17 protein-coding genes and 4 tRNA genes are annotated in these 19,792 nt (G+C 49.8%); 11 read left to right on the top strand and 10 right to left on the bottom strand.

The window, feature by feature from the left end:
• The first annotated feature begins 61 nt into the window (after positions 1–61).
• The 4 genes from arsB to arsJ all read left to right on the top strand — a co-directional run bounded on the left by arsB (position 62) and on the right by arsJ (position 3,886).
• Entirely contained in the window at positions 62–1,123 is a 1,062-nt protein-coding gene (arsB, locus tag WN56_RS03555; protein ID WP_046073637.1) for an ACR3 family arsenite efflux transporter, read from the top strand.
• 106 nt (positions 1,124–1,229) lie between these two features.
• Entirely contained in the window at positions 1,230–1,571 is a 342-nt protein-coding gene (locus WN56_RS03550; protein ID WP_021024015.1) for a metalloregulator ArsR/SmtB family transcription factor, read from the top strand.
• A gap of 11 nt (positions 1,572–1,582) precedes the next feature.
• Complete coding sequence (locus WN56_RS03545; RefSeq protein WP_046073636.1) at positions 1,583–2,590, top strand: ArsJ-associated glyceraldehyde-3-phosphate dehydrogenase; 1,008 nt, start codon at positions 1,583–1,585, stop codon at positions 2,588–2,590.
• A 72-nt stretch (positions 2,591–2,662) separates the two neighbouring features.
• On the top strand, positions 2,663–3,886 hold the full coding sequence (gene arsJ / locus WN56_RS03540) for an organoarsenical effux MFS transporter ArsJ (protein ID WP_046073856.1): 1,224 nt from the start codon (positions 2,663–2,665) through the stop codon (positions 3,884–3,886).
• A 47-nt stretch (positions 3,887–3,933) separates the two neighbouring features.
• Here arsJ and WN56_RS03535 read toward each other — a convergent pair whose 3' ends face one another.
• Positions 3,934–4,287: a DUF4168 domain-containing protein gene (locus tag WN56_RS03535; protein ID WP_046073635.1), complete on the bottom strand. Its 354-nt coding sequence runs from the start codon at positions 4,285–4,287 to the stop codon at positions 3,934–3,936.
• Positions 4,288–4,497: 210 nt separating this feature from the next.
• On the opposite strand from WN56_RS03535, the gene WN56_RS03530 reads away from it, so the two are divergent.
• A complete protein-coding gene (locus WN56_RS03530; protein WP_046073634.1) occupies positions 4,498–5,475 on the top strand; it encodes a glutathione S-transferase family protein in 978 nt (325 codons plus the stop codon).
• 57 nt (positions 5,476–5,532) lie between these two features.
• Here the strand turns inward: WN56_RS03530 and WN56_RS03525 are convergent.
• From WN56_RS03525 to WN56_RS03510, 4 genes are all read right to left on the bottom strand, one after another.
• Positions 5,533–5,617 (bottom strand) — tRNA-Tyr (locus WN56_RS03525).
• Positions 5,618–5,639: 22 nt separating this feature from the next.
• A tRNA-Tyr gene (locus WN56_RS03520) sits at positions 5,640–5,724 on the bottom strand.
• A gap of 21 nt (positions 5,725–5,745) precedes the next feature.
• Positions 5,746–5,830 (bottom strand) — tRNA-Tyr (locus WN56_RS03515).
• Between the two features lie 22 nt (positions 5,831–5,852).
• Positions 5,853–5,937 (bottom strand) — tRNA-Tyr (locus WN56_RS03510).
• Between the two features lie 286 nt (positions 5,938–6,223).
• On the opposite strand from WN56_RS03510, the gene WN56_RS03505 reads away from it, so the two are divergent.
• Both WN56_RS03505 and WN56_RS03500 read left to right on the top strand, forming a co-directional pair.
• Positions 6,224–7,345 (top strand): efflux RND transporter periplasmic adaptor subunit, encoded by a 1,122-nt coding sequence (locus WN56_RS03505; protein WP_046073633.1) that lies wholly within the window; start codon positions 6,224–6,226, stop codon positions 7,343–7,345.
• The gene (locus WN56_RS03500) at positions 7,345–10,494 is read left to right on the top strand and encodes a multidrug efflux RND transporter permease subunit (RefSeq protein ID WP_046073632.1); all 3,150 of its coding nucleotides are present in this window, start codon (positions 7,345–7,347) and stop codon (positions 10,492–10,494) included. The genes WN56_RS03505 and WN56_RS03500 overlap by 1 nt, the downstream gene beginning before the upstream one ends.
• An 82-nt stretch (positions 10,495–10,576) precedes the next feature.
• Here the strand turns inward: WN56_RS03500 and queC are convergent, their stop codons facing one another.
• Positions 10,577–11,272, bottom strand: coding sequence for a 7-cyano-7-deazaguanine synthase QueC (gene queC / locus WN56_RS03495; RefSeq protein ID WP_046073631.1), 696 nt, complete (start codon positions 11,270–11,272; stop codon positions 10,577–10,579).
• A gap of 177 nt (positions 11,273–11,449) precedes the next feature.
• Positions 11,450–11,884: a thioesterase family protein gene (locus WN56_RS03490; protein WP_231637397.1), complete on the bottom strand. Its 435-nt coding sequence runs from the start codon at positions 11,882–11,884 to the stop codon at positions 11,450–11,452.
• A gap of 245 nt (positions 11,885–12,129) precedes the next feature.
• Between WN56_RS03490 and dbpA the strand changes: the two genes are divergently transcribed.
• Both dbpA and WN56_RS03480 read left to right on the top strand, forming a co-directional pair.
• Complete coding sequence (dbpA, locus tag WN56_RS03485; RefSeq protein ID WP_046073630.1) at positions 12,130–13,512, top strand: ATP-dependent RNA helicase DbpA; 1,383 nt, start codon at positions 12,130–12,132, stop codon at positions 13,510–13,512.
• Positions 13,513–13,635: 123 nt separating this feature from the next.
• Positions 13,636–14,130: a DUF1003 domain-containing protein gene (locus WN56_RS03480; RefSeq protein WP_046073629.1), complete on the top strand. Its 495-nt coding sequence runs from the start codon at positions 13,636–13,638 to the stop codon at positions 14,128–14,130.
• Between the two features lie 25 nt (positions 14,131–14,155).
• Here the strand turns inward: WN56_RS03480 and WN56_RS03475 are convergent, their stop codons facing one another.
• The 3 genes from WN56_RS03475 to WN56_RS03465 form a co-directional block, all read right to left on the bottom strand.
• The gene (locus WN56_RS03475; RefSeq protein ID WP_046073628.1) at positions 14,156–15,700 is read right to left on the bottom strand and encodes a tripartite tricarboxylate transporter permease; all 1,545 of its coding nucleotides are present in this window, start codon (positions 15,698–15,700) and stop codon (positions 14,156–14,158) included.
• Positions 15,701–15,703: 3 nt separating this feature from the next.
• Positions 15,704–16,177, bottom strand: coding sequence for a tripartite tricarboxylate transporter TctB family protein (locus WN56_RS03470; RefSeq protein ID WP_046073627.1), 474 nt, complete (start codon positions 16,175–16,177; stop codon positions 15,704–15,706).
• 78 nt (positions 16,178–16,255) lie between these two features.
• Positions 16,256–17,233 carry a tripartite tricarboxylate transporter substrate binding protein gene (locus tag WN56_RS03465; protein WP_046073626.1) on the bottom strand — a complete coding sequence of 326 codons (978 nt, stop codon included), beginning with the start codon at positions 17,231–17,233 and terminating at the stop codon, positions 16,256–16,258.
• Between the two features lie 194 nt (positions 17,234–17,427).
• On the opposite strand from WN56_RS03465, the gene WN56_RS03460 reads away from it, so the two are divergent.
• Positions 17,428–19,101 carry a sensor histidine kinase gene (locus WN56_RS03460; RefSeq protein WP_046073625.1) on the top strand — a complete coding sequence of 558 codons (1,674 nt, stop codon included), beginning with the start codon at positions 17,428–17,430 and terminating at the stop codon, positions 19,099–19,101.
• Entirely contained in the window at positions 19,098–19,787 is a 690-nt protein-coding gene (locus tag WN56_RS03455) for a response regulator (RefSeq protein ID WP_046073624.1), read from the top strand. Before WN56_RS03460 ends, WN56_RS03455 begins: the two co-directional genes overlap by 4 nt.
• Positions 19,788–19,792: the final 5 nt, after the last annotated feature.

The following is a 19,792-nucleotide window of genomic DNA, read 5'->3' as shown; positions in this document are numbered from 1 at the left end:
ACCTCTCGCATCATGATGAGTGCCTGTTATTCAACGTCAGTAATCACCAAGGATTTGTATTATGTCTCAATCTGAAACCTGTGCGCCGTCGGCCGCCCAAAAGATGGGTTGGCTTGATCGGTATTTAACGGTATGGATTTTCCTCGCTATGGCCATAGGGGTCAGCATAGGGTGGATTTATCCAGAAGTGGCGACCCTCAGTGAGCGTTTATCGGTCGGCAGCACCAATGTGCCGCTGGCGATTGGCTTGATCTTAATGATGTATCCGCCACTGGCAAAAGTGAATTATCGTTTATTGGGCTCGGTCACGCGCGACAAAAAAGCCATCACGCTGTCGCTGATCATGAACTGGGTGGTCGGTCCTATTCTTATGTTCGCGCTGGCGGTGCTATTTTTACGTGATGAGCCAGGGTACATGGCGGGAGTGATATTGATTGGTCTTGCCCGTTGTATCGCCATGGTCTTGGTGTGGAACGATATCAGTGGCGGTAACAAAGAATATGGCGCAGCCCTAGTGGCACTGAATAGTTTATTTCAGATCCTGACTTACAGTGTGATGGCATGGCTATTTATCACCGTTTTACCCCCCATGCTGGGTCTACAAAGTTTTGTGGTGGATGTCACCATGGGCGACATCGCGAAAAGTGTGCTGATTTACTTGGGTATCCCTTTTTTAGCGGGTTACCTATCACGTGCCGTGTTGGTCGCTAAAAAGGGCGAGCAATGGTACGAAGATGTCTTTCTGCCACGTATCTCACCGATGACGTTAATCGCTTTGTTGGCGACCATTGTGTTGATGTTTAGCCTCAAAGGGGAAGCGATTATTGCGTTGCCGCTTGATGTGCTGCGTATCGCTGTACCGCTAGTGACCTACTTTGTGTTGATGTTCTTTATTAGCTTCTTTGTGGGCAAAAAACTGGGGATCCCCTATGACTGCAACGCGTCAATTGCGTTTACCTCATCCGGTAATAACTTTGAATTGGCGATTGCGGTGGCAATAGCAGTCTTTGGCATTCACTCTGATCAAGCCTTTGCAGGAGTGATTGGGCCGCTGGTGGAAGTGCCGGTGTTGATTGCCTTGGTGAATGTCGCGCTAAGGATGAAGCGGCGTTATACGATTTAATATGAAGCTTTTATGAATTCCGCCTTGTCCCATTTGCATGTATGCTTGGGTTTATTAATATTCGCATATCCATATATGCATTTAGTAAAGCGTTATGAGAGAGCCTATGTTGCCTCACCAGTTTTTCAAATTATTGGCCGATGAAACGCGCGTGCGATGTTTGCTGCTTATTGCCCGTGAAGGGCAGTTATGTGTATGCGAGCTTACCGAAGCGCTAGATACCTCGCAGCCGAAGATCTCACGCCATTTGGCGCAACTGCGGGCCAGTGGTGTGTTGGTTGATACGCGCCAAGGGCAATGGGTGTTTTATCGCTTAGCCGCTGACTTACCCGGTTGGATGCGCAAACAAATTCAGGGGTTAGTTGATTCCAACTGCCTAAAAGACACTTATCAAGAAGATATTACGCGGCTTGCCAAGATGGCGTCTCGCCCTACCTGCTGCGTGTAAAGGAGAGAGCAATGACAATTAAAGTCGGGATTAATGGGTTTGGCCGTATCGGTCGTTTGGCATTACGGGCAGCATTTGATTGGCCAGAGCTCGAGTTTGTGCATATTAACGATGTGGCGGGAGATACCGAAACGCTGGCGCATCTGCTGGAGTTTGATTCGGTACAAGGGCGTTGGCATCACGCGGTGAGTGCAGAAGGCAACCGCGTGCAGATTAACGGTCAAACACTGACGACAAGCCAAGAAAAAGCGATTGATGCAGTCGATTGGTCAGGCTGCGATGTGGTGATTGAGGCCACAGGAAAACACCGTGACGCGGATCTGCTGCAACAATATTTGGACCAAGGCGTAAAGCGCGTGGTGGTCTCTGCGCCGGTCAAAGATGAGCGTGTGGCGAATATCGTGGTGGGGGTGAATGACGCGATATTTGATCCGAGTAAACATCAAATCGTCACTGCGGCGTCGTGCACCACGAACTGTCTGGCACCGATTGTAAAAGTGATCCATGAAAAACTGGGAATTGCGCAGTCGACTTTCACCACCATTCATGATTTAACCAATACTCAAACGATTTTAGATGCGCCGCATAAAGATTTACGTCGTGCCCGCGCCTGTGGCATGAGCTTGATCCCGACCACCACCGGATCGGCGACCGCTATCGTAGAAATTTTCCCGGATCTAAAAGGCAAGATTAATGGCCATGCAGTGCGTGTCCCCCTCGCCAATGCGTCGCTAACGGATGTGATCTTTGACGTGGAAACCGATACCACTGCTGATGAGGTGAACGCCCTGTTGCAAGAGGCCGCGGACGGCGAGCTTAACGGCATTCTTGGCTTTGAGGCGCGTCCGTTAGTCTCGATTGATTACCGTGGCGATCAGCGCTCCACGATTGTCGATGGTTTGTCCACCATGGTGGTGGGTAAGCGTATGGTCAAAATCTATGCGTGGTATGACAACGAAATGGGGTATGCCACGCGCACCGCAGAGTTGGTGCGCAACGTCGGCGGCGTTGATAAGTAATCGCTTTTTATAGGGTAGCGATGCGTGCCCCGTACCGCATCGCCCTTTTTTGTATGTGAATCGATGACCACTATGTTTGCTCAATTAAGCCAATCCGTGCGCCAGTATATGCTGGTCACCTTTAACTATTGGAATTTCACCATCACCGACGGTGCACTGCGGATGCTGGTGGTGCTGTATTTTTATGAGCTGGGCTACGGCACGTTAGAAATCGCCTCGCTGTTTTTGTTTTACGAATTCTTCGGTGTGGTCACCAACCTTATCGGAGGCTGGTTAGGGGCTAGACTGGGCCTCAATCGCACCATGAATATTGGCCTTGGCATGCAAATTATCGCGCTTGCCATGTTAGCCGTGCCAGCCGTTTGGCTCACCATTCCCTGGGTGATGGCAGCTCAAGCCTTGTCTGGGATTGCGAAAGATCTGAATAAAATGAGCGCCAAAAGCGCGATTAAAACCTTGGTGCCTGACAACGCAGAGGGGGCGCTGTTTAAGTGGATTGCGATCTTGACCGGCTCGAAGAATGCACTCAAAGGTGTGGGCTTTTTTGTTGGTGGCGCATTGCTTTCTCTGATTGGCTTTCAGTACGCGGTGGCGGCGATGGCTGGCGTGTTGAGTTTGGTGTTTATCGGCAGTGTGGTGTCGCTCAATGCGGAGTTGGGAAAAGCCAAAAGTAAGCCCAAGTTTTCGGAAATTTTTTCTAAGTCTCGAAGCGTGAATATCCTCTCAGCAGCACGGATGTTCCTTTTCGGCGCGCGAGATGTTTGGTTTGTGGTGGCCTTGCCAATTTATCTTGGCACCACATTTGGTTGGAGCCACAGTGCGGTGGGCGGCTTTCTTGCGCTATGGGTGATCGCTTACGGCATGGTGCAAGGCATTGCGCCGAAAGTCACTGGGCGCCAATCTGGTCATTCGCCGGGTGGTAAGGCGGCGCTCGGTTGGGCATGTTTACTGGCGATGGTGACGGGTGTCATTGCTTATGCAATTGGCGAGCAGTGGCATCCGCAAGGGGTGATTATCGTCGGGCTTATGGTGTTCGGAGCGATCTTTGCGATTAACTCTTCACTGCATTCCTACTTGATTGTCAGCTACGCCAAAGGCGATGGTGTGTCGCTGGATGTGGGATTTTATTATATGGCGAACGCCATGGGACGCTTAATTGGCACCGTGTTATCCGGTTGGGTGTTCCAAGTATGGGGACTCGCCGCGTGTCTTTGGGTGTCTTTCGCATTTCTCGTTTTAACCACTGTGATTTCGCTAGGGCTACCCAACACGGCTGTCTCGACAGACCAAGCTTAAATAAACAGGGGTAGCATGGATATGCTTACCCCTGTTTCAAACTACGGTTACTCGTTGAGCATATTGCTGATTTTCTTCTGCAGCTCTTTATCTTCACGTGCTTGACGAAAAACAGCGTTATATTCTTCTATCGTCAGGCCCGTTGCCTCAATCGCTTGCGCCATTTCTTTTTGCGTCTCCGCCATTAGCGCTTTCGCCTTTTCTTCACTGCGAATGCTCTCAAGCTTGCTTTTGTAATCTTTTGAGATTGAAACCACCTGTTCAGCGGCCTCTGCGTAGCTGCTTACCACTTGGTCGGTCAGCTGATCCGCTGACAGTTCGTTTGTTTCGTTGGCAGCGAAACTTGGCAGACTGGCTGCAACAACAAACGCAAAAGATAGGGTCGCTAGTAAACGTTTCATCAATACTCTCCTTTTATTCATCACGGTCACCCTAAAAGAGATGGAGAGTGATGGTCAAACGCGAACAAGCAATCAGACAAATTCTCACAAGACCATGACATTGTTGATACTGTAAGGGTTGTTCAGCTTTTTCGAATAACTCCAACAAGTTGCTCTGCCGACTTTCCTTAGCGCGCTTCTTATACTGCTGATAGTAAAAAAGGAGGACATATGGGAAAACTGATAGACGGTATTTGGCATGATGTATGGTATGACACCAAGTCGTCGGGTGGTCGATTTGTCCGTGAAGACGCGGGCTTTCGTCATTGGGTGACCGCTGATGGCCAAGCTGGACCAAGTGGCGATGCGGGCTTTAGCGCTGAATCAGGCCGCTATCATCTGTATGTTTCTCTTGCTTGTCCATGGGCACATCGCACCCTGATTATGCGCCATTTAAAAGGGCTTGAGCCTCATATAGCGGTTACGGTCGTCGCGCCTGAGATGCTAGAACATGGCTGGACGTTTTCTGAGCCAGAGCCGCTGTATGGATACGACTATGCCCATCAGCTCTATACCCACGCGAAGCCTGATTACACCGGTCGAGTCACCGTTCCGATTTTATGGGATAAGCAAACTCAAACGATTGTCAGTAATGAATCCGCTGACATTATTCGAATGTTTAATTCGGCGTTTAATGGTATTACGGGCAATCATGACGATTATTACCCAGACAACCTGCGTGCGGCGATTGATCAGTGGAACGAGTTTGTTTACCCCAATGTGAATAATGGCGTCTATAAATGTGGCTTTGCCACCGAACAAGAGGCTTATGAAGAAGCCTTTGATCAGTTATTCACTGCATTGACGGTGTTGGATGATCATTTAAGTCGCAATCGTTATCTTGCTGGAAATCAGATTACTGAAGCAGACTGGCGGCTGTTCACCACGTTAATTCGCTTTGACCCCGTCTACGTGGGCCATTTTAAGTGTAACAAGCAACGTATTGCCGATTACTGCAATTTATTCTGTTACATGAAAGAGTTATTCCAAGTGCCAGGCGTGGCAGAGACAGTCGATATGCACCATATCAAAACCCATTATTATTACAGCCACGGCAACATTAACCCGACGCGCATTGTGCCGAAAGGACCAGAGCAAGACTTGTGGTCACCGCATGGCCGCGCATCACTCGCCTCTCACGCGGAATGATGAAGTTATCACCGCAAAAGCAACGAAAAAGGGCCAGCAAATGCTGGCCCTTAAAGATGGTGGTGGAGGAAGGATTCGAACCTTCGAAGGCTGAGCCGTCAGATTTACAGTCTGATCCCTTTGACCGCTCGGGAACTCCACCATGGAGTCTTGCTTTGTAAAAGTGGTGGTGGAGGAAGGATTCGAACCTTCGAAGGCTGAGCCGTCAGATTTACAGTCTGATCCCTTTGACCGCTCGGGAACTCCACCACGGAGTCTTGCTTTATAAAATGGTGGTGGAGGAAGGATTCGAACCTTCGAAGGCTGAGCCGTCAGATTTACAGTCTGATCCCTTTGACCGCTCGGGAACTCCACCACGGAGTCTTGCTTTGTAAAATTGGTGGTGGAGGAAGGATTCGAACCTTCGAAGGCTGAGCCGTCAGATTTACAGTCTGATCCCTTTGACCGCTCGGGAACTCCACCACGCGAACGAGGCGAATCTTACCAAACCGACTGGAGCTGTAAAGGGTTTTCTCTGTCCCGATTAGTGGTTGGTGCTTTTTTCAGCGTCTTGCGTGCGAAAAACGGTGTAAGTGAGCTTTTTTGATGTTTTTTGAAACCTGGCTGTCCTTACACAGTCTTACCTCTGTCTCGCTTTATCGCACAATCCTATGTAATAACGATAAAAAACAGTGTCTTTACAATTCTTTAAGGACAAAAAAATGCAGATCAGTACACTGGTGCTATCCAACATATAAGGTACATGGCAATGAAAAAGTGGATGCTATTGGGCGTCGTGGTATTGGCGGGCGTCGCGTTCTGGAAGTGGGGCGATATCCAGCCCTCGAGCGAGGAGGCCTCTGCGCCACCACCGGGGGCACGATCTGTGGATGTGATGACGGCACAAGTGGAAACCAAACCGATTGCGCCGTCGTTGTCATTGGTGGGCAATGTTAAAGCCCATCAGCAGATTGATATTGAGTCAGAAGTCTCGGCGCGCATTGAAACTGTGCATGTAAAACCGGGCGAGACGGTTGAAAAAGGGGCGCCTTTGGTGACCTTTAATCGCGCCAAAGCCCAAGCGGCGGTGTTGGAAGCGTCGGCTTATCTCAATGATGAGCAGCGCAAGCTAAAGGAGTACACCAAGCTGGCGCAACGTGGTGCCTTAACACAAACCGAGTTGGATGCGCAGCAAGCCAGTGTCAATATCGCCAAGGCCCGTTTGCAATCGGCGCAATCTGATCTAGATGATCACCGTTTAATTGCGCCTTTTTCTGGTCGCATTGGTTTGTTTGATTTAAGCGTCGGCCAGCGCGTGGATGTGGGCGAAACGCTTTTTAGTCTCGACAACCTGTCACGCATGAACCTTGATATTCAGGTGCCAGAGCAATACGTCGGACTGCTTTATCCCAATATGCCAGTGGCGGTCACCTCGCAAGCGTATCCCGATGATGCCTTTACCGGCACGGTGAGCGTGGTGGACTCTCGAGTGGATAAAGACGCGCTATCAGTCAGTGTTCGTGTGGCGCTGGATAACCCTGAACGCCAATTGCAGCCCGGCATGCTGATGGAGGCGAAACTGACTTTGCCGGAGCAGCAAGCGGTGATTGTGCCTGTGCAAGCTCTGCAGTATTCCGGTACGCGTCGCTATGTCTTCCGCGTTGATGACGAAGGCATTGCCCATCGTACCGAAATTACCCTTGGCGCGCGGATTGATAACCAAGTGGTGGTGAGTAAAGGACTTGAACCCGGTCAGCACATTGTGGTGCAAGGTTTGGTGAATATGCGCGATGGTGCGCAAGTGTCTGTATTAAATGCGGAAGCACCGAAAAATCCAGAAGATGACCAAAGCCGTATCGATGATACCGTGTCTGAGACGGAGGCCAGCTAATGTGGTTGTCTGATGTCTCAGTGAAACGACCAGTGATGGCGATCGTATTGAGTTTGCTGTTATGTGTCTTTGGCGCGGTTTCTTTCTCGACCTTATCAGTGCGTGAAATGCCTGATATCGATAGCCCGGTGGTGAGTATTTATACCGGCTATTCTGGCGCCTCGGCCAGCATTATGGAAAGCCAAGTCACGCAATTGATTGAGGATGAGCTTTCCGGCATTAGCGGCATTGAAGAGATCACCTCGGTCAGCCGCAATGGCTCATCACGGATCACGGTGGAATTTAAACTCGATCACCCGCTGACCGAGGGGGTGAGTGATGTGCGTGATGCCGTGGCGCGCGCGCAAGGGGGACTGCCTGATGATGCCAATGATCCGATTGTGTACAAAGACAACGGCACCGGTGAAGCGGCGGTTTATATCAACTTGGCCTCGTCAGAGATGGACCGCAACCAACTGACGGAATACGCCCAACGTACGCTGGAAGATAGATTCAGCTTGATCTCTGGGGTGAGTTCGGTCGATTTATACGGCGCGCTGTATAAAGTGATGTATGTGAAGCTGGATCCCACCCAAATGGCGGGGCACGGTGTCACCACCCAAGATATTCTTGACGCATTGAGGGATGAAAACTTAGAAAGTCCGGGCGGGGAAATCCGCAATGACGTGATGACCATGCCAGTGCGTAGCGATCGTTTATATCGTGACGCAGAGGACTTTAAACAACTGGTGGTGCGCACCACGGCGAACGGCACTGCGATTTATTTGTCGGATGTGGCGGAGGTGGCAATTGGCTCACGGAACGAAGATGCCACCTATAAAAACAATGGTATCAATAATTTAAGTTTAGCGCTGATCCCACAATCCGATGCCAATCCGCTCGATATTTCTGACCGCGCTCATAAGCTTGTCGATGAGATGCAGGCCTTCCTGCCCGAAGGTACGCGTCTTTGGGTGGATTACGATACTACGGTATTTATTGAGCGCTCGATTGAGGAAGTGTATAGCACCCTCTTTATCACTGGGGCGCTGGTGGTATTAGTCCTGTATATCTTTATCGGCCAAGCGCGCGCTACCTTGATCCCAGCAGTGACTGTGCCGGTATCCTTGATATCCGCCTTTATCGTTGCCTCAGCGATGGGCTTTTCGATTAACTTGCTGACCTTAATGGCGCTCATTCTCGCGATAGGTCTCGTGGTGGATGATGCCATTGTGGTGGTCGAAAATATCTTCCACCACTTACAACAAGGCGATAAACCCTTGGTGGCCGCTTACCGTGGCGCACGGGAGGTGGGTTTTGCAGTGATCGCCACCACCGCGGTGTTGGTGATGGTATTCCTCCCCATTACCTACATGGATGGCATGATTGGTAAGTTGTTCACCGAGTTTGCAGTGATGCTCGCCGTCACCGTGCTCTGTTCGTCCTTAATAGCGTTGACGCTTACGCCGGTGCTTGGCAGTAAATTGCTGCGCCTAAATGTGGCATCTAGTCCTGTGAACCGCGTGATCACCCGTGGGTTTGATGTGCTTGAAAGTTACTATCGCCGAGTATTGGCACATGTCCTGCGTTGGCGTTGGATTGCGCCTGTGGTTATCTTGCTCTGTATTGGCGGCAGTGGCGTGCTGATGCAACACTTACCGTCGCAATTAGTGCCACAAGAAGATCGCGGGGTGCTGCTGGCGTTTGTCCGTGGTGCGGAAGGCACGGCGTACAACCGTATGGTGGGCAACATTGAGCAAATTGAGCAGCGCTTAATGCCTTTGGTCGAGGCTGGTACTCTCAGCTCGGTCAGCTTACAAACACCAGCGTTTGGTGGTCGGGCCGGCGATCAAACGGGCTTCGTGATCATGCTATTGCCGGATTGGGATGAGCGCGACCGCTCCGCTCAAGCCATTCTCGGAGAAGTGCGTCAGGTGTTAAATGGTGTGCCAGATGTGCAAGTGTTCCCGTTTGCGCCTGGCTTTGGGGGCGGTAGTTCAGAGCCCGTGCAGTTTGTGTTAAGTGGTCCAGACTATCCTGAGCTTCATCGCTGGGCGGAAAAATTGGGCGAAATGGGCCGCGAGGCAGGCATGATTGACAGCCCTGATTATGACTACAACCAAAACACCCCTGAGTTGGTGGTCAAAGTAGACCGTCGCCGCGCCGCTGAACTTGGGATTTCGGTGCGGGATGTCTCCGATACCTTAGAGGTGATGCTCGGTGGTCGTGCCCAGACCAGCTATGTGGATCGTGGTGAAGAATACGATGTGTATGTACGCGGCGATGAAAAGGCCTTTAGCAGCAAAGGGGATCTTACCCGTATTTATATGCGTAGCCGCAGCGGCAAGTTAGTCTCGCTGGATGCAGTGACCACGGTGGAAGAAACAGCGTCCGCGCAGCGTTTAAGCCATACCAACAAGCAAAAGTCGATCACCTTATCGGCGCATTTAGGCGAGGATGTGACACTGGGTCAAGCACTCGATTATCTCGATAAAATCGCGGCTGAGAACCTGCCGGCCGATATCTCGGTGGGCTATTCAGGGGAGTCGAAAGATTTTCGTGACAACCAAACCAGTGTGCTGGTGGTGTTCGGTTTAGCGCTCTTGGTTTCGTACTTGGTGTTAGCGGCGCAATTTGAAAGCTTTATCAACCCCTTGGTGGTGATGTTGACGGTGCCCATGGGGATGCTAGGCGGCTTTTTAGGCCTGTGGCTGACCAACCAAGGGATCAATATTTACAGCCAAATTGGTTTGATTATGCTGATTGGGATGGTGACCAAAAACGGTATCTTAATCGTGGAGTTTGCCAACCAATTGCGTGACCGTGGCATTGCATTTGATAAAGCGATTATCGATGCGTCAGTCCGTCGCTTGCGACCGATTTTGATGACGGCGTTTACCACCTTGGCAGGGATGATCCCACTGATCCTCTCAACCGGCGCGGGGGCCGAAAGTCGTATCGCGGTTGGGACGGTGATCTTCACCGGCATGGCCTTTGCGACCTTTGTTACCTTGCTGGTGATCCCGGCGATGTATCGCTTGCTCTCCATTCATACTCACTCGCCTGAGTATGTGGCGCAGCAATTGGATAAAGCGCTCGCGGTGGAAACTGTGCATCGGGCCAGTCATGGTGAGTTTGATACCCATCCGCATGATGAGCCGCATAAATAACTGCTGTTTGATGCTCGACACAAAAACCGCCTCATTGCGAGGCGGTTTTTTATGTTTTGTCGCTGCCAGTGTGTGCCCGCTATTACGCGTTTTCGGCTTGTTTGCGTTGCAGTGTGGCTTGCACGTCCGCTTGGTTGGTGAGGTAGTCATCTAAGCCACGCTGACGCAAGTGACAGGCTGGACACTCGCCACAGCCAGTGCCTTTAATGCCGTTATAACAGGTTAGGGTGTGGTCGCGTACAAAATCGAGGGCGTGATACTGGTCGGCCAGTGCCCAAGTCTCGGCTTTATTCAGCCACATCAGTGGTGTGACTAACGCGAGTTTTCTGTCCATGCCTTGCTCAAGGGCTTGCTGCATTGATTGAATAAAATCATTGCGACAATCAGGGTAGCCAGAAAAGTCAGTTTCGCAGACACCGGTGATCACCGCCTCAGCGCCAATTTGATAGGCGTAAATGCCTGCCAAAGTCAAAAACAAGATATTACGACCCGGCACAAAGGAATTGGGCAGGCCGTTTTCGTTCAGTGCATTGGAAACAGGAATATTGTCGCGTGTGAGCGAGCTAATCGCCAATTCATTGAGCAAACCAACATCCAGTACCTTGTGCGCACTGACGTTGCGGTTTGCAGCAATCTCACGGGCAACGTCAATTTCTTGTTTGTGGCGCTGGTTATAGTCGAAAGTGAGGCAATGCACTTCGTCGTACTCTGCCTGCGCTTGAATCAAACAGGTGGTTGAATCCTGTCCTCCGCTAAATACCACAACGGCTTTTTTCATCGGTTTGTCCTTTGGCGGTGCTACTTACCCAGTGTTACACAGAGCACGGATGGTACCCCTGTGCGGTATCGACAGCAAGCCAGACGCTCTTGAGTCATCATGATGCCAAAGAACAAATGTCCAAATGGACCAACGGCTGACTGCGCGTCAGGCAACGCGCAGTGCTCGTCTCTATGCTTACTGTTTCGCCACAAAGGCTTTTAACCCTTCGAGCGTCTCGGCTGGGATAGGGCAGCTTTTACCGGTTTTAAAGTCGCAATAGACAATCAAGGCCTCGCCCTCGGCCACACAGCGTTCTTGATTGTGACTGTAGATTTCATACTTCATCGCATAGCGCTTTTCTTGAATATCCTCGACCCAAGCGACGGTGGTGATGGTATCTGGATACACCAAAGGGGCGCGATAATCGCAGCGGGTTGAGGCGACCACGGGGCCTACATGCAGCCGTTTGGCTAGCTCGAATACTTCCAGTTTTTCAAGCATCACCACACGTACATCTTCAAAGTAGCGAAAATACACGGTGTTATTGATATGTTGCAGGGCATCCATGTCATTCCAAACAATCGCCTGCGTATGAGAGAGCGGGTAGTTTTCTACTGGGATATTTGCCACAAGACAATCCTCCTTAATTGTGTGCCTTGATTGCACACCAAGCCCAATGACAAGACAAGTAGAGCAGGTATAAATACGGAGCTTTGTCTAACAATGACGTAACAAAATACATGACTCGACAAAGCGGTTCTCAACGCGGGTGGCGCTAATTGGTTAATGTGACAGCAATCAGACTCTGGTATGATACGCCCCCTTTTTGGCCGTGCTTGGGCGCGGCATGATTTACTTTTGCTGTGGATACGACTTTGACTGATACCGCTTTTTCCTCGCTCGCGTTACCTGCTGATTTACTCGATAACTTGGCAACCTTGGGTTATACGCAGATGACGCCCATTCAGGCGCAGAGCTTACCGTCTGTGCTCAGTGGCAAAGACATTATTGCCCAAGCTAAAACTGGCTCGGGGAAAACGGCGGCATTTAGCTTAGGTGTGTTAGCCAAACTGAACGTAAAACGCTTTCGCGTGCAATCTTTGGTGCTGTGCCCAACCCGTGAGCTGGCCGAGCAAGTGGCGGTTGAGATGCGTAAGTTGGCGCGTGGTCGCCATAATGTCAAAGTACTGACGCTGTGCGGTGGAGTATCGATTGGCCCACAAATTGGCTCACTGGAGCATGGTGCACACATTATTGTCGGCACTCCGGGGCGTGTGGATGACCATTTACGCAAGGGCACCTTGCGCCTTGATGATGTTGAGACCTTGGTGTTGGATGAAGCCGATCAGATGCTGGATATGGGCTTCCAAGATACTTTGGATGCCATCATTGCGCGTGTTCCTGCTCATCGCCAAACCTTGTTATTTAGCGCCACTTTCCCGCGCTCGATCAATGCGATTGCCCAGCGAGTGCTGAGTCACCCTGTCTCCGTTAAAGTGGATGAGGTGCAAACGCAAAGTACAATCACGCAACACGTTTATAAAGTCGATGACAACAAGCAGCGTTACCAAGCGTTAAAGCTACTGTTATTACATTTTCAGCCGCAAAGCTGTGTGGTGTTCTGTACGACCAAAGCTCAAACACAACAAGTTTGCGATAACCTAGAAGATGATGGTTTTAGCGCCGTTGCCTTGCATGGCGATATTGAACAGCGTGGCCGTGAGCGCACCTTGGTAAAATTTGCCAACAAAAGTGCGTCCGTGCTGGTGGCCACTGATGTGGCTGCGCGAGGCTTAGACATTGATGACATGGATATGGTGATCAACTATCAACTCGCCCACGATCCACAAACTCATGTACACCGTGTCGGCCGTACCGGTCGCGCTGGCAAAAAAGGGGTGGCGTGTTCGCTATATAACGATGCTGAGCACTATAAATTGGCGATGATTGGCGATCAATATGATCGTGATTTTCTCCCCGAAGCCCTGCCGCCGCAGCATTTGCTCGACACTGCGCCTTACCAGCCTGAGATGGCAACCTTGATGATTGACTCGGGTAAAAAGCAAAAAGTACGCGCGGGTGATATTTTAGGTGCGTTGACTGGCCAAGCGGGCATTGACGGTAAGCAGGTGGGTAAAATCAATGTGCTCGACAATGTGGCGTTTATTGCTGTGTCCCAATCCTGCGTTAAAGCCGCGTTGCGTAAACTCAATGATGGAAAAGTTAAAGGACGCACCATCCGCGCCCGCCGGATTTAGTTTGTATGATAAAGGATACTCTGCTTGCTAAGCCTCTAAGTTAATCTACTCTATTTCAATGGCTTAATGATAAAGTCTGCACGATACCTTGTTGGTGTCGTGCACGTTAGCATGGAGTGACAGATGAAAAAGTATTTTGAGAACTTAGCCAAAGCCTTGCTGGGCCAGCCGTTTGGTAGCCTTAGCTCGGGAGAAAAGAAAGTTATTGAGAGTATTGCTAACAACACGTCTGTCTCTGAGAACGTCAACAAGTCCTTTCATGAAAGCCTGACCACCGGGCAAATGGTGGCGGATAAAATTGCCTCATTTGGCGGTTCTTGGTCATTTATCGGGCTTTTCTTCGCATTCATCATTGGCTGGATTGTCGTGAATACGGTTTGGTTAGTGGGAGACGCGTCATTCGATCCCTATCCCTTTATTTTACTGAACCTTGGGTTATCCAGTCTGGCGGCTTTCCAAGCGCCGATCATCATGATGTCGCAAAACCGCCAAGCGGCAAAAGACAGGATGGAGCAAAAAGCCACCTACGAAATTAATCTAAAACTCGAGCTTGAACTAATGCGTCTGCACGACAAGTTTGATGCCCTGCAGACGCGGATAGATAAAAATACGGACTAGCGCATTAATACTTTTGTGCGTTTTATCAATCTGTCGCGTGCTCGGTCGCTTGGGTTGTACTGCTTTTCTTACCTCGTTTTTTATCCCAGACGGCGATAAAGCCAGGCAGTAACAAAGCGAGTACCGCTAACAGCATGATGGTAAGTGTTAGTGGCCTTTCCCATAGGAATGCATAGCTACCATCCGTCAGTGTTAGTGTACGGCTAAGATTTTTCTCCAATATATCGCCTAGAATAAACCCTAAAAGCATGGGAGCCATTGGAAAGTCTAGCAGTTTCAAAAAGGTGGCGATGATGGTGATGACGACCATCATTTGGATATCGAAGGCATTAAAACTGACCAGATAAACGCCCGTGATGGAGAAAAACAATATCAATGGGATTAAAATGGGGCGTGGGATCACCAACAGACGAGAGATGTAAGGGATCAGCGGTAGGTTGAGAATTAACAAAACCAGATTACCGAAGTACATCGAGATAATCACGGACCAGAACACATCAGGATTGTCGATAAAAAGGCGTGGACCGGGTTGAATGCCATAAGCGATTAGTGCCCCGAGCATAATGGCGGTCGTGCCAGAGCCCGGAATACCAAGCGTAAGTAGAGGAACAAAGGATCCTGTCGAGGCGGCATTGTTAGCAGACTCTGGGGCGGCAAGCCCACGCAACGCTCCGCGCCCAAATCTTTCTTTAAGTGCCTTAGGCGCAAAGTTTCTTTCCATGCCATAGCTTAAAAAGGCGGCGATCGTTGCGCCTGCGCCGGGTAATACGCCAACAAGAAAGCCAAAAAATGATGAGCGACCGACGGTCGGGGCGACGTGTTTTATTTCTTCTTTGCTTAGCTTCATGCTGCCGAGTGAGGTCATATCGATCTGCGCGTCTTTTTCTTTGTGCTCCCCCCTCAGCACTGTCATCACAACTTCCGTTAATGCAAAGGTTGCCATTGCTAGTAATAAGAAGCTGATACCATCAATTAAATCGACATTTCCAAAGGTAAATCGTGGGCTGCCTGACATCACATCAATGCCAACTGTCGCGATCATCAGGCCAAAGACAGTCATCATCATGGCTTTAAGTACGCGCCCTTTACCGGAAAATGCAGCCACAGCCGTGAGTCCCAGCACCATAAGTGCAAAGTAGTCACTGGATTGAAAACTCAAAGATACTTTTGCTAGCGCAGGCGCGGCAAAGAGTAAGATGATGGCGCCGATCGTGCCACCGGTGAAAGAGGAATAGGCGGCAAGCGCCAAGGCTTTTCCAGCTTGTTTTTGTTGCGCCAATGGATAACCGTCAAACGCGGTCACAACGGTACTGGCACATCCCGGAGCGTTGATAAGAATGGAGGAAGTAGATCCGCCAAAAACGGCACCGTAGTAAACGCCAGCCATCAGAATAATACCGGATGATGGGTCGAGCCCGTATGTGATCGGGATCATTAGGGCAATCGCTGAAATGGGGCCGAGTCCGGGTAACATCCCTATAAAGGTGCCGGCAAAGCAGCCAACAATTACCATGAGTAAGTTGAAGGGCATGATAGCAGTACCAAGCCCAGACATAATTCCATCAAACATCGCTTACCCTCCTTGTGCTAGGCGAAAAAGTTGACCAGGAGCTAGATAGATATCGAGCATTTGGGTCAATAAAAACCAGAAGCTGATAGCAAAAGGGACGGAGGCCAAGAGAATAACTTTGGGGCGCCGCTCACCAAGCAACCAATAACCGCCAGCAAGAAACAGCGCGGTGGATACCAAAAAACCGACCCATTTCAGTGCAAGCGAAAACGCGACCATCAATAATAAAAGTTTGCCCATAAGCCAAAAATCGTAGCCGGCTAATGAAAGCGTTGAGTATCGACTTTTTGTGGCGGTGAGCAACTGTAGTAGCGCGAGCACACTCCCTAATACGGCTAGAAAGTTGGGGAGGGTGCGGGCATGAAAGGGCTGAAACTCATCGCCAGGAATAAGCGCTATTTGATTAGCGTAATAACCGTAAGCAAGCGAAAAGCTCAGAAATATTAGGCCGCCGATATGGTCTTTGGTTATCGTCATTGGAGCTCCCTCTCTAGATGAACCAATAAAATGGAGAAGCAGCGCGCCAAGAAGCATGGCGACGCTGCGGTAAGGCGATTACATGAAACCAAGCTCAGTCATCAAGGCGCCGATTTCTTTTTCTTGTTGTTCAAGAAAGTGCATGAATTCGTCGCCAGGCTTATAGATTTCGGTCCAGCCGTATCGATCGCGCACGGATTTCCATTCAGGTGTGTCATACATCTCACCCAGTACTTGTGCATACTCTTTCGCACGTGCTTGACTGATTTCTGGGGAGCCAAAAAAGCCACGCCAGTTGACAAACGTCGCGTCGTAGCCCAGCTCTTTGAGGGTAGGCACATTGGGTGCAACGGGCGATCGCTTCTCTCCTGTCATCGCGAGGATGCGAACTTCGCCTGCTTCTGCAAGGGTTAAGGCTTCGCTCAAGCCGGTTGAGAGCACTTGTGTTTCGCCTGATAGTAACCCTGCCATGGCTTTACCACCGGCATCGTAGGCGAGGTATTTGACTTGTCGTGGGTCGCCGCCACCTGCTTTAAATGCGAGCGCTGCCACTAAATGATCCATACTGCCGCGCGCTGACCCACCGGCAACAGAAACGGAACGAGGATCGTTGTTGTATTGCTCCACAAGATCGGTAAAGCTTTGGTATTTTGAGTCTTTGGGTACAACGAACGCAGCATAATCACCAATAGTGGCCGCTACTGGGGTCAAATCACGAAACGATTGCGGAAAAACTTTGGCAAGAGAGCGGATCACAATCGGTGTGGAGTTAACCATTAACGTGTCGGTAGATTGCTCAGCGGTTTGGATCAGGTACGCAATGGCCTTACCTCCGCCACCGCCGGACATGTTCTCGTACGAAACCTGTTCGACAAGCTCAGATTTAGAAAGTACTTCCCCGACGCCACGTGCTGTGCTGTCCCAACCACCACCCGCGCCACCTGGTACTAGAAAATGAATGTTGTCGACGCTCGCTTGGACGTTAATGCTTAGCGCGGCTGCTATCACACCTGCGACGATGGCTGTTGATTTACCTTTTCGATATTGCTTGAACATTGTGCTTCCTCATGTATTGATTGCTTCCTCATGAGGACTCTAATGCTGTTGTTGAGCATTTCATATATTGTAAAAATAATGTGAATAAAAAATGTTTTGGTGGTTTTGTTCATATTGTTCACTGCAATAAAAACATAACGCAGATAAACTAACAGAACATGAGAATGCTTGGGTGAAAGGAGCTCGCCACCACAATGCGTCAGTTTCTCTCATTGCGTCGCTTGAAGCTAAAGCAGCGCATGGTATTGATTTTAGGTGTGATTGCCATCCTACAAACAGGGACGCTTGGCTACTTTGCTATCAATTACCTCGATAGAGTCCTTAATGAGCAAATTGGTCAGCAAGCGATGCGGGTCGCGATGACGATCGCGGCGATGCCTGATGTGGTTGAAGCCGTATCAAAAGAGAACTCAACATTTTTGCAACCTTTAAGTGTTGCTCTCGCACGTTCGGCTCAAGCACGGTTTGTCGTGTTTGGCAATGAGGTGGGGATTCGGCTTGCTCACCCTTTACCTGATCGTTTAGGGAAATCGATGGCCGATGATGACGGAGATACCAATGCCCCTGCGCTGATTCATGGTCAAGCGTACATTGCGCAAGCCGAGGGAAGTGTGGGTTGGTCTGTGCGCGGGAAGGCGCCTATTTTCAGTCCTGACGGGAAATCGATTATCGGCATTGTCTCGGTGGGGTACTTACTAGACACTGTTGATGCAATCGTCATACATCACACCAGTACAATGTTCTTCGCCATCCTCGCAGCCTTTATCTTTAGTGTTATTACCGCGATCTTATTCGCTAATCATTTTCGTCGAGCGATTTTCAATCTCGAGCCTGAGCAAATTGCCCGTCTGTTTCAGGAGCGTAATGTGACATTAGAAACTGTTCGCGAAGGGATTGTTGCGATTAACCAATCTGGATATATCACCACATTCAATCGTGCAGCCATAAAGACGCTAGCGCTGCCAGAAGACCAACTCTACATTGGTCGCCATATTACGGATGTATTACCCGATACCGGAATGGAAACTGTCCTGGCGGAGGGAGAGCCTGATTTTGATCAAGAGATTTGGCTTCATCATCACAATCTTATTGTTAACCGGATTCCATTGCGGCAAAACGGTCTCATCACGGGGGTCGTGTCTAGCTTTAGATTGAAAGACGAGGTGGATTTGGTAAGCCGTAAGCTAACGCGAATCAAACAGTATGCGGAGTCCTTGCGCAGCCAAGCACATGAGTACAACAACAAATTACATACTCTTGCTGGACTGATCCACATGGGGGCGACAAATGAGGCGTTGCGAATGATCGGCCAGGAAACCTCAGGCCACCAATCCTTTATTCAACGGGTGATGCAGGTCACTTCAGATAGCATTCTGGCGGGATGCCTGTTGGGTAAATATAATCGAGCAAGAGAGTTAGGTTTACGATTAACCGTTGATAAAGAAAGCCATATGCAGGATTTGCCAGAGGCTTTGCCGCGTGAGCAGCTGGTCAGTATTTTAGGTAACCTCGTTGATAACGCCCTAGAAGCAACGCTGGATCATTATGGTCCCGATGGCCAAGTCACACTGAGTTTTTCTGACTACGGTAAAGAGCTTATTTTCGAAGTGAATGATCAGGGGGCAGGTCTATCTCACCAACAAGCAGAGGCGATATTCACGCGTGGTTACACAACAAAAGAGACCGATGGTCATGGCATTGGCTTGGATTTAGTTCAGCGTCAAGTTGCACACCTAGGTGGTATCGTAACAGTTGAGCCGAATATGCGTGATAAGCAAGGTAGATTATCAGGAAGCCGCTTTACGGTTTATATACCTAGAGCTAAATGGCAAGAGCTCGATCAACATCCATATCAGGACAACACATGACAGAATTAATCAGTATTGTCATTGCAGAAGACGATCCGAAAATTGCAGAGATTCAGCGTCGCTTTATCGATAAAATCGAAGGGTTTGATGTAGTGGGAATTGCCCATGACTTGGATGATGCAAGAGACTTGCTTGATGTATTTCGACCTCAATTACTGCTTCTCGACAATCAGTTCCCCAAGGGCACAGGTCTGGAGTTACTGAGGGAATTGCGCGCCAAGAGTGCGCATACAGATGTGATATTGGTGACGGCAGCTAAGGAGGTAGAGACTCTTCGCACCGCCATGCACAACGGTATATTTGATTATATTTTAAAGCCCGTTGTTTTCGAGCGATTAAAAACGTCTTTGAACCAATATTCTACGCATGTTCAAAAGCTTGCAAATATGGATTCACTCATTCAAAGCCAAGTTGATGGCCTACTGGCGTCGGGCGTAAAGGAGAAGAGCGAACCTTATTCACCGCGACTACCAAAAGGCATAGACGCGATTACACTGAATAAAATTCGTGGGGTTTTAAATGCTCCCACGATAGCGCTAAATGCCGAGCAGGTTGGGCAGCAAATTGGCGCGAGCCGAACAACAGCGCGTCGTTACTTGGAATATATGGTCGGAAGAGATGAGCTTTGCGCTGAGGTGGCTTATGGTAGCGTCGGTCGCCCGGAGCGTCGCTACCACAAACCATAAGGCTG

The organism is Salinivibrio sp. KP-1 (genome assembly GCF_000968645.1).
Classification (GTDB): Bacteria; Pseudomonadota; Gammaproteobacteria; order Enterobacterales; family Vibrionaceae; genus Salinivibrio; species Salinivibrio siamensis.
The sequence above is the reverse complement of the archived record's forward strand: the minus strand, read 5'-3'. Positions and strand labels throughout refer to the sequence as shown.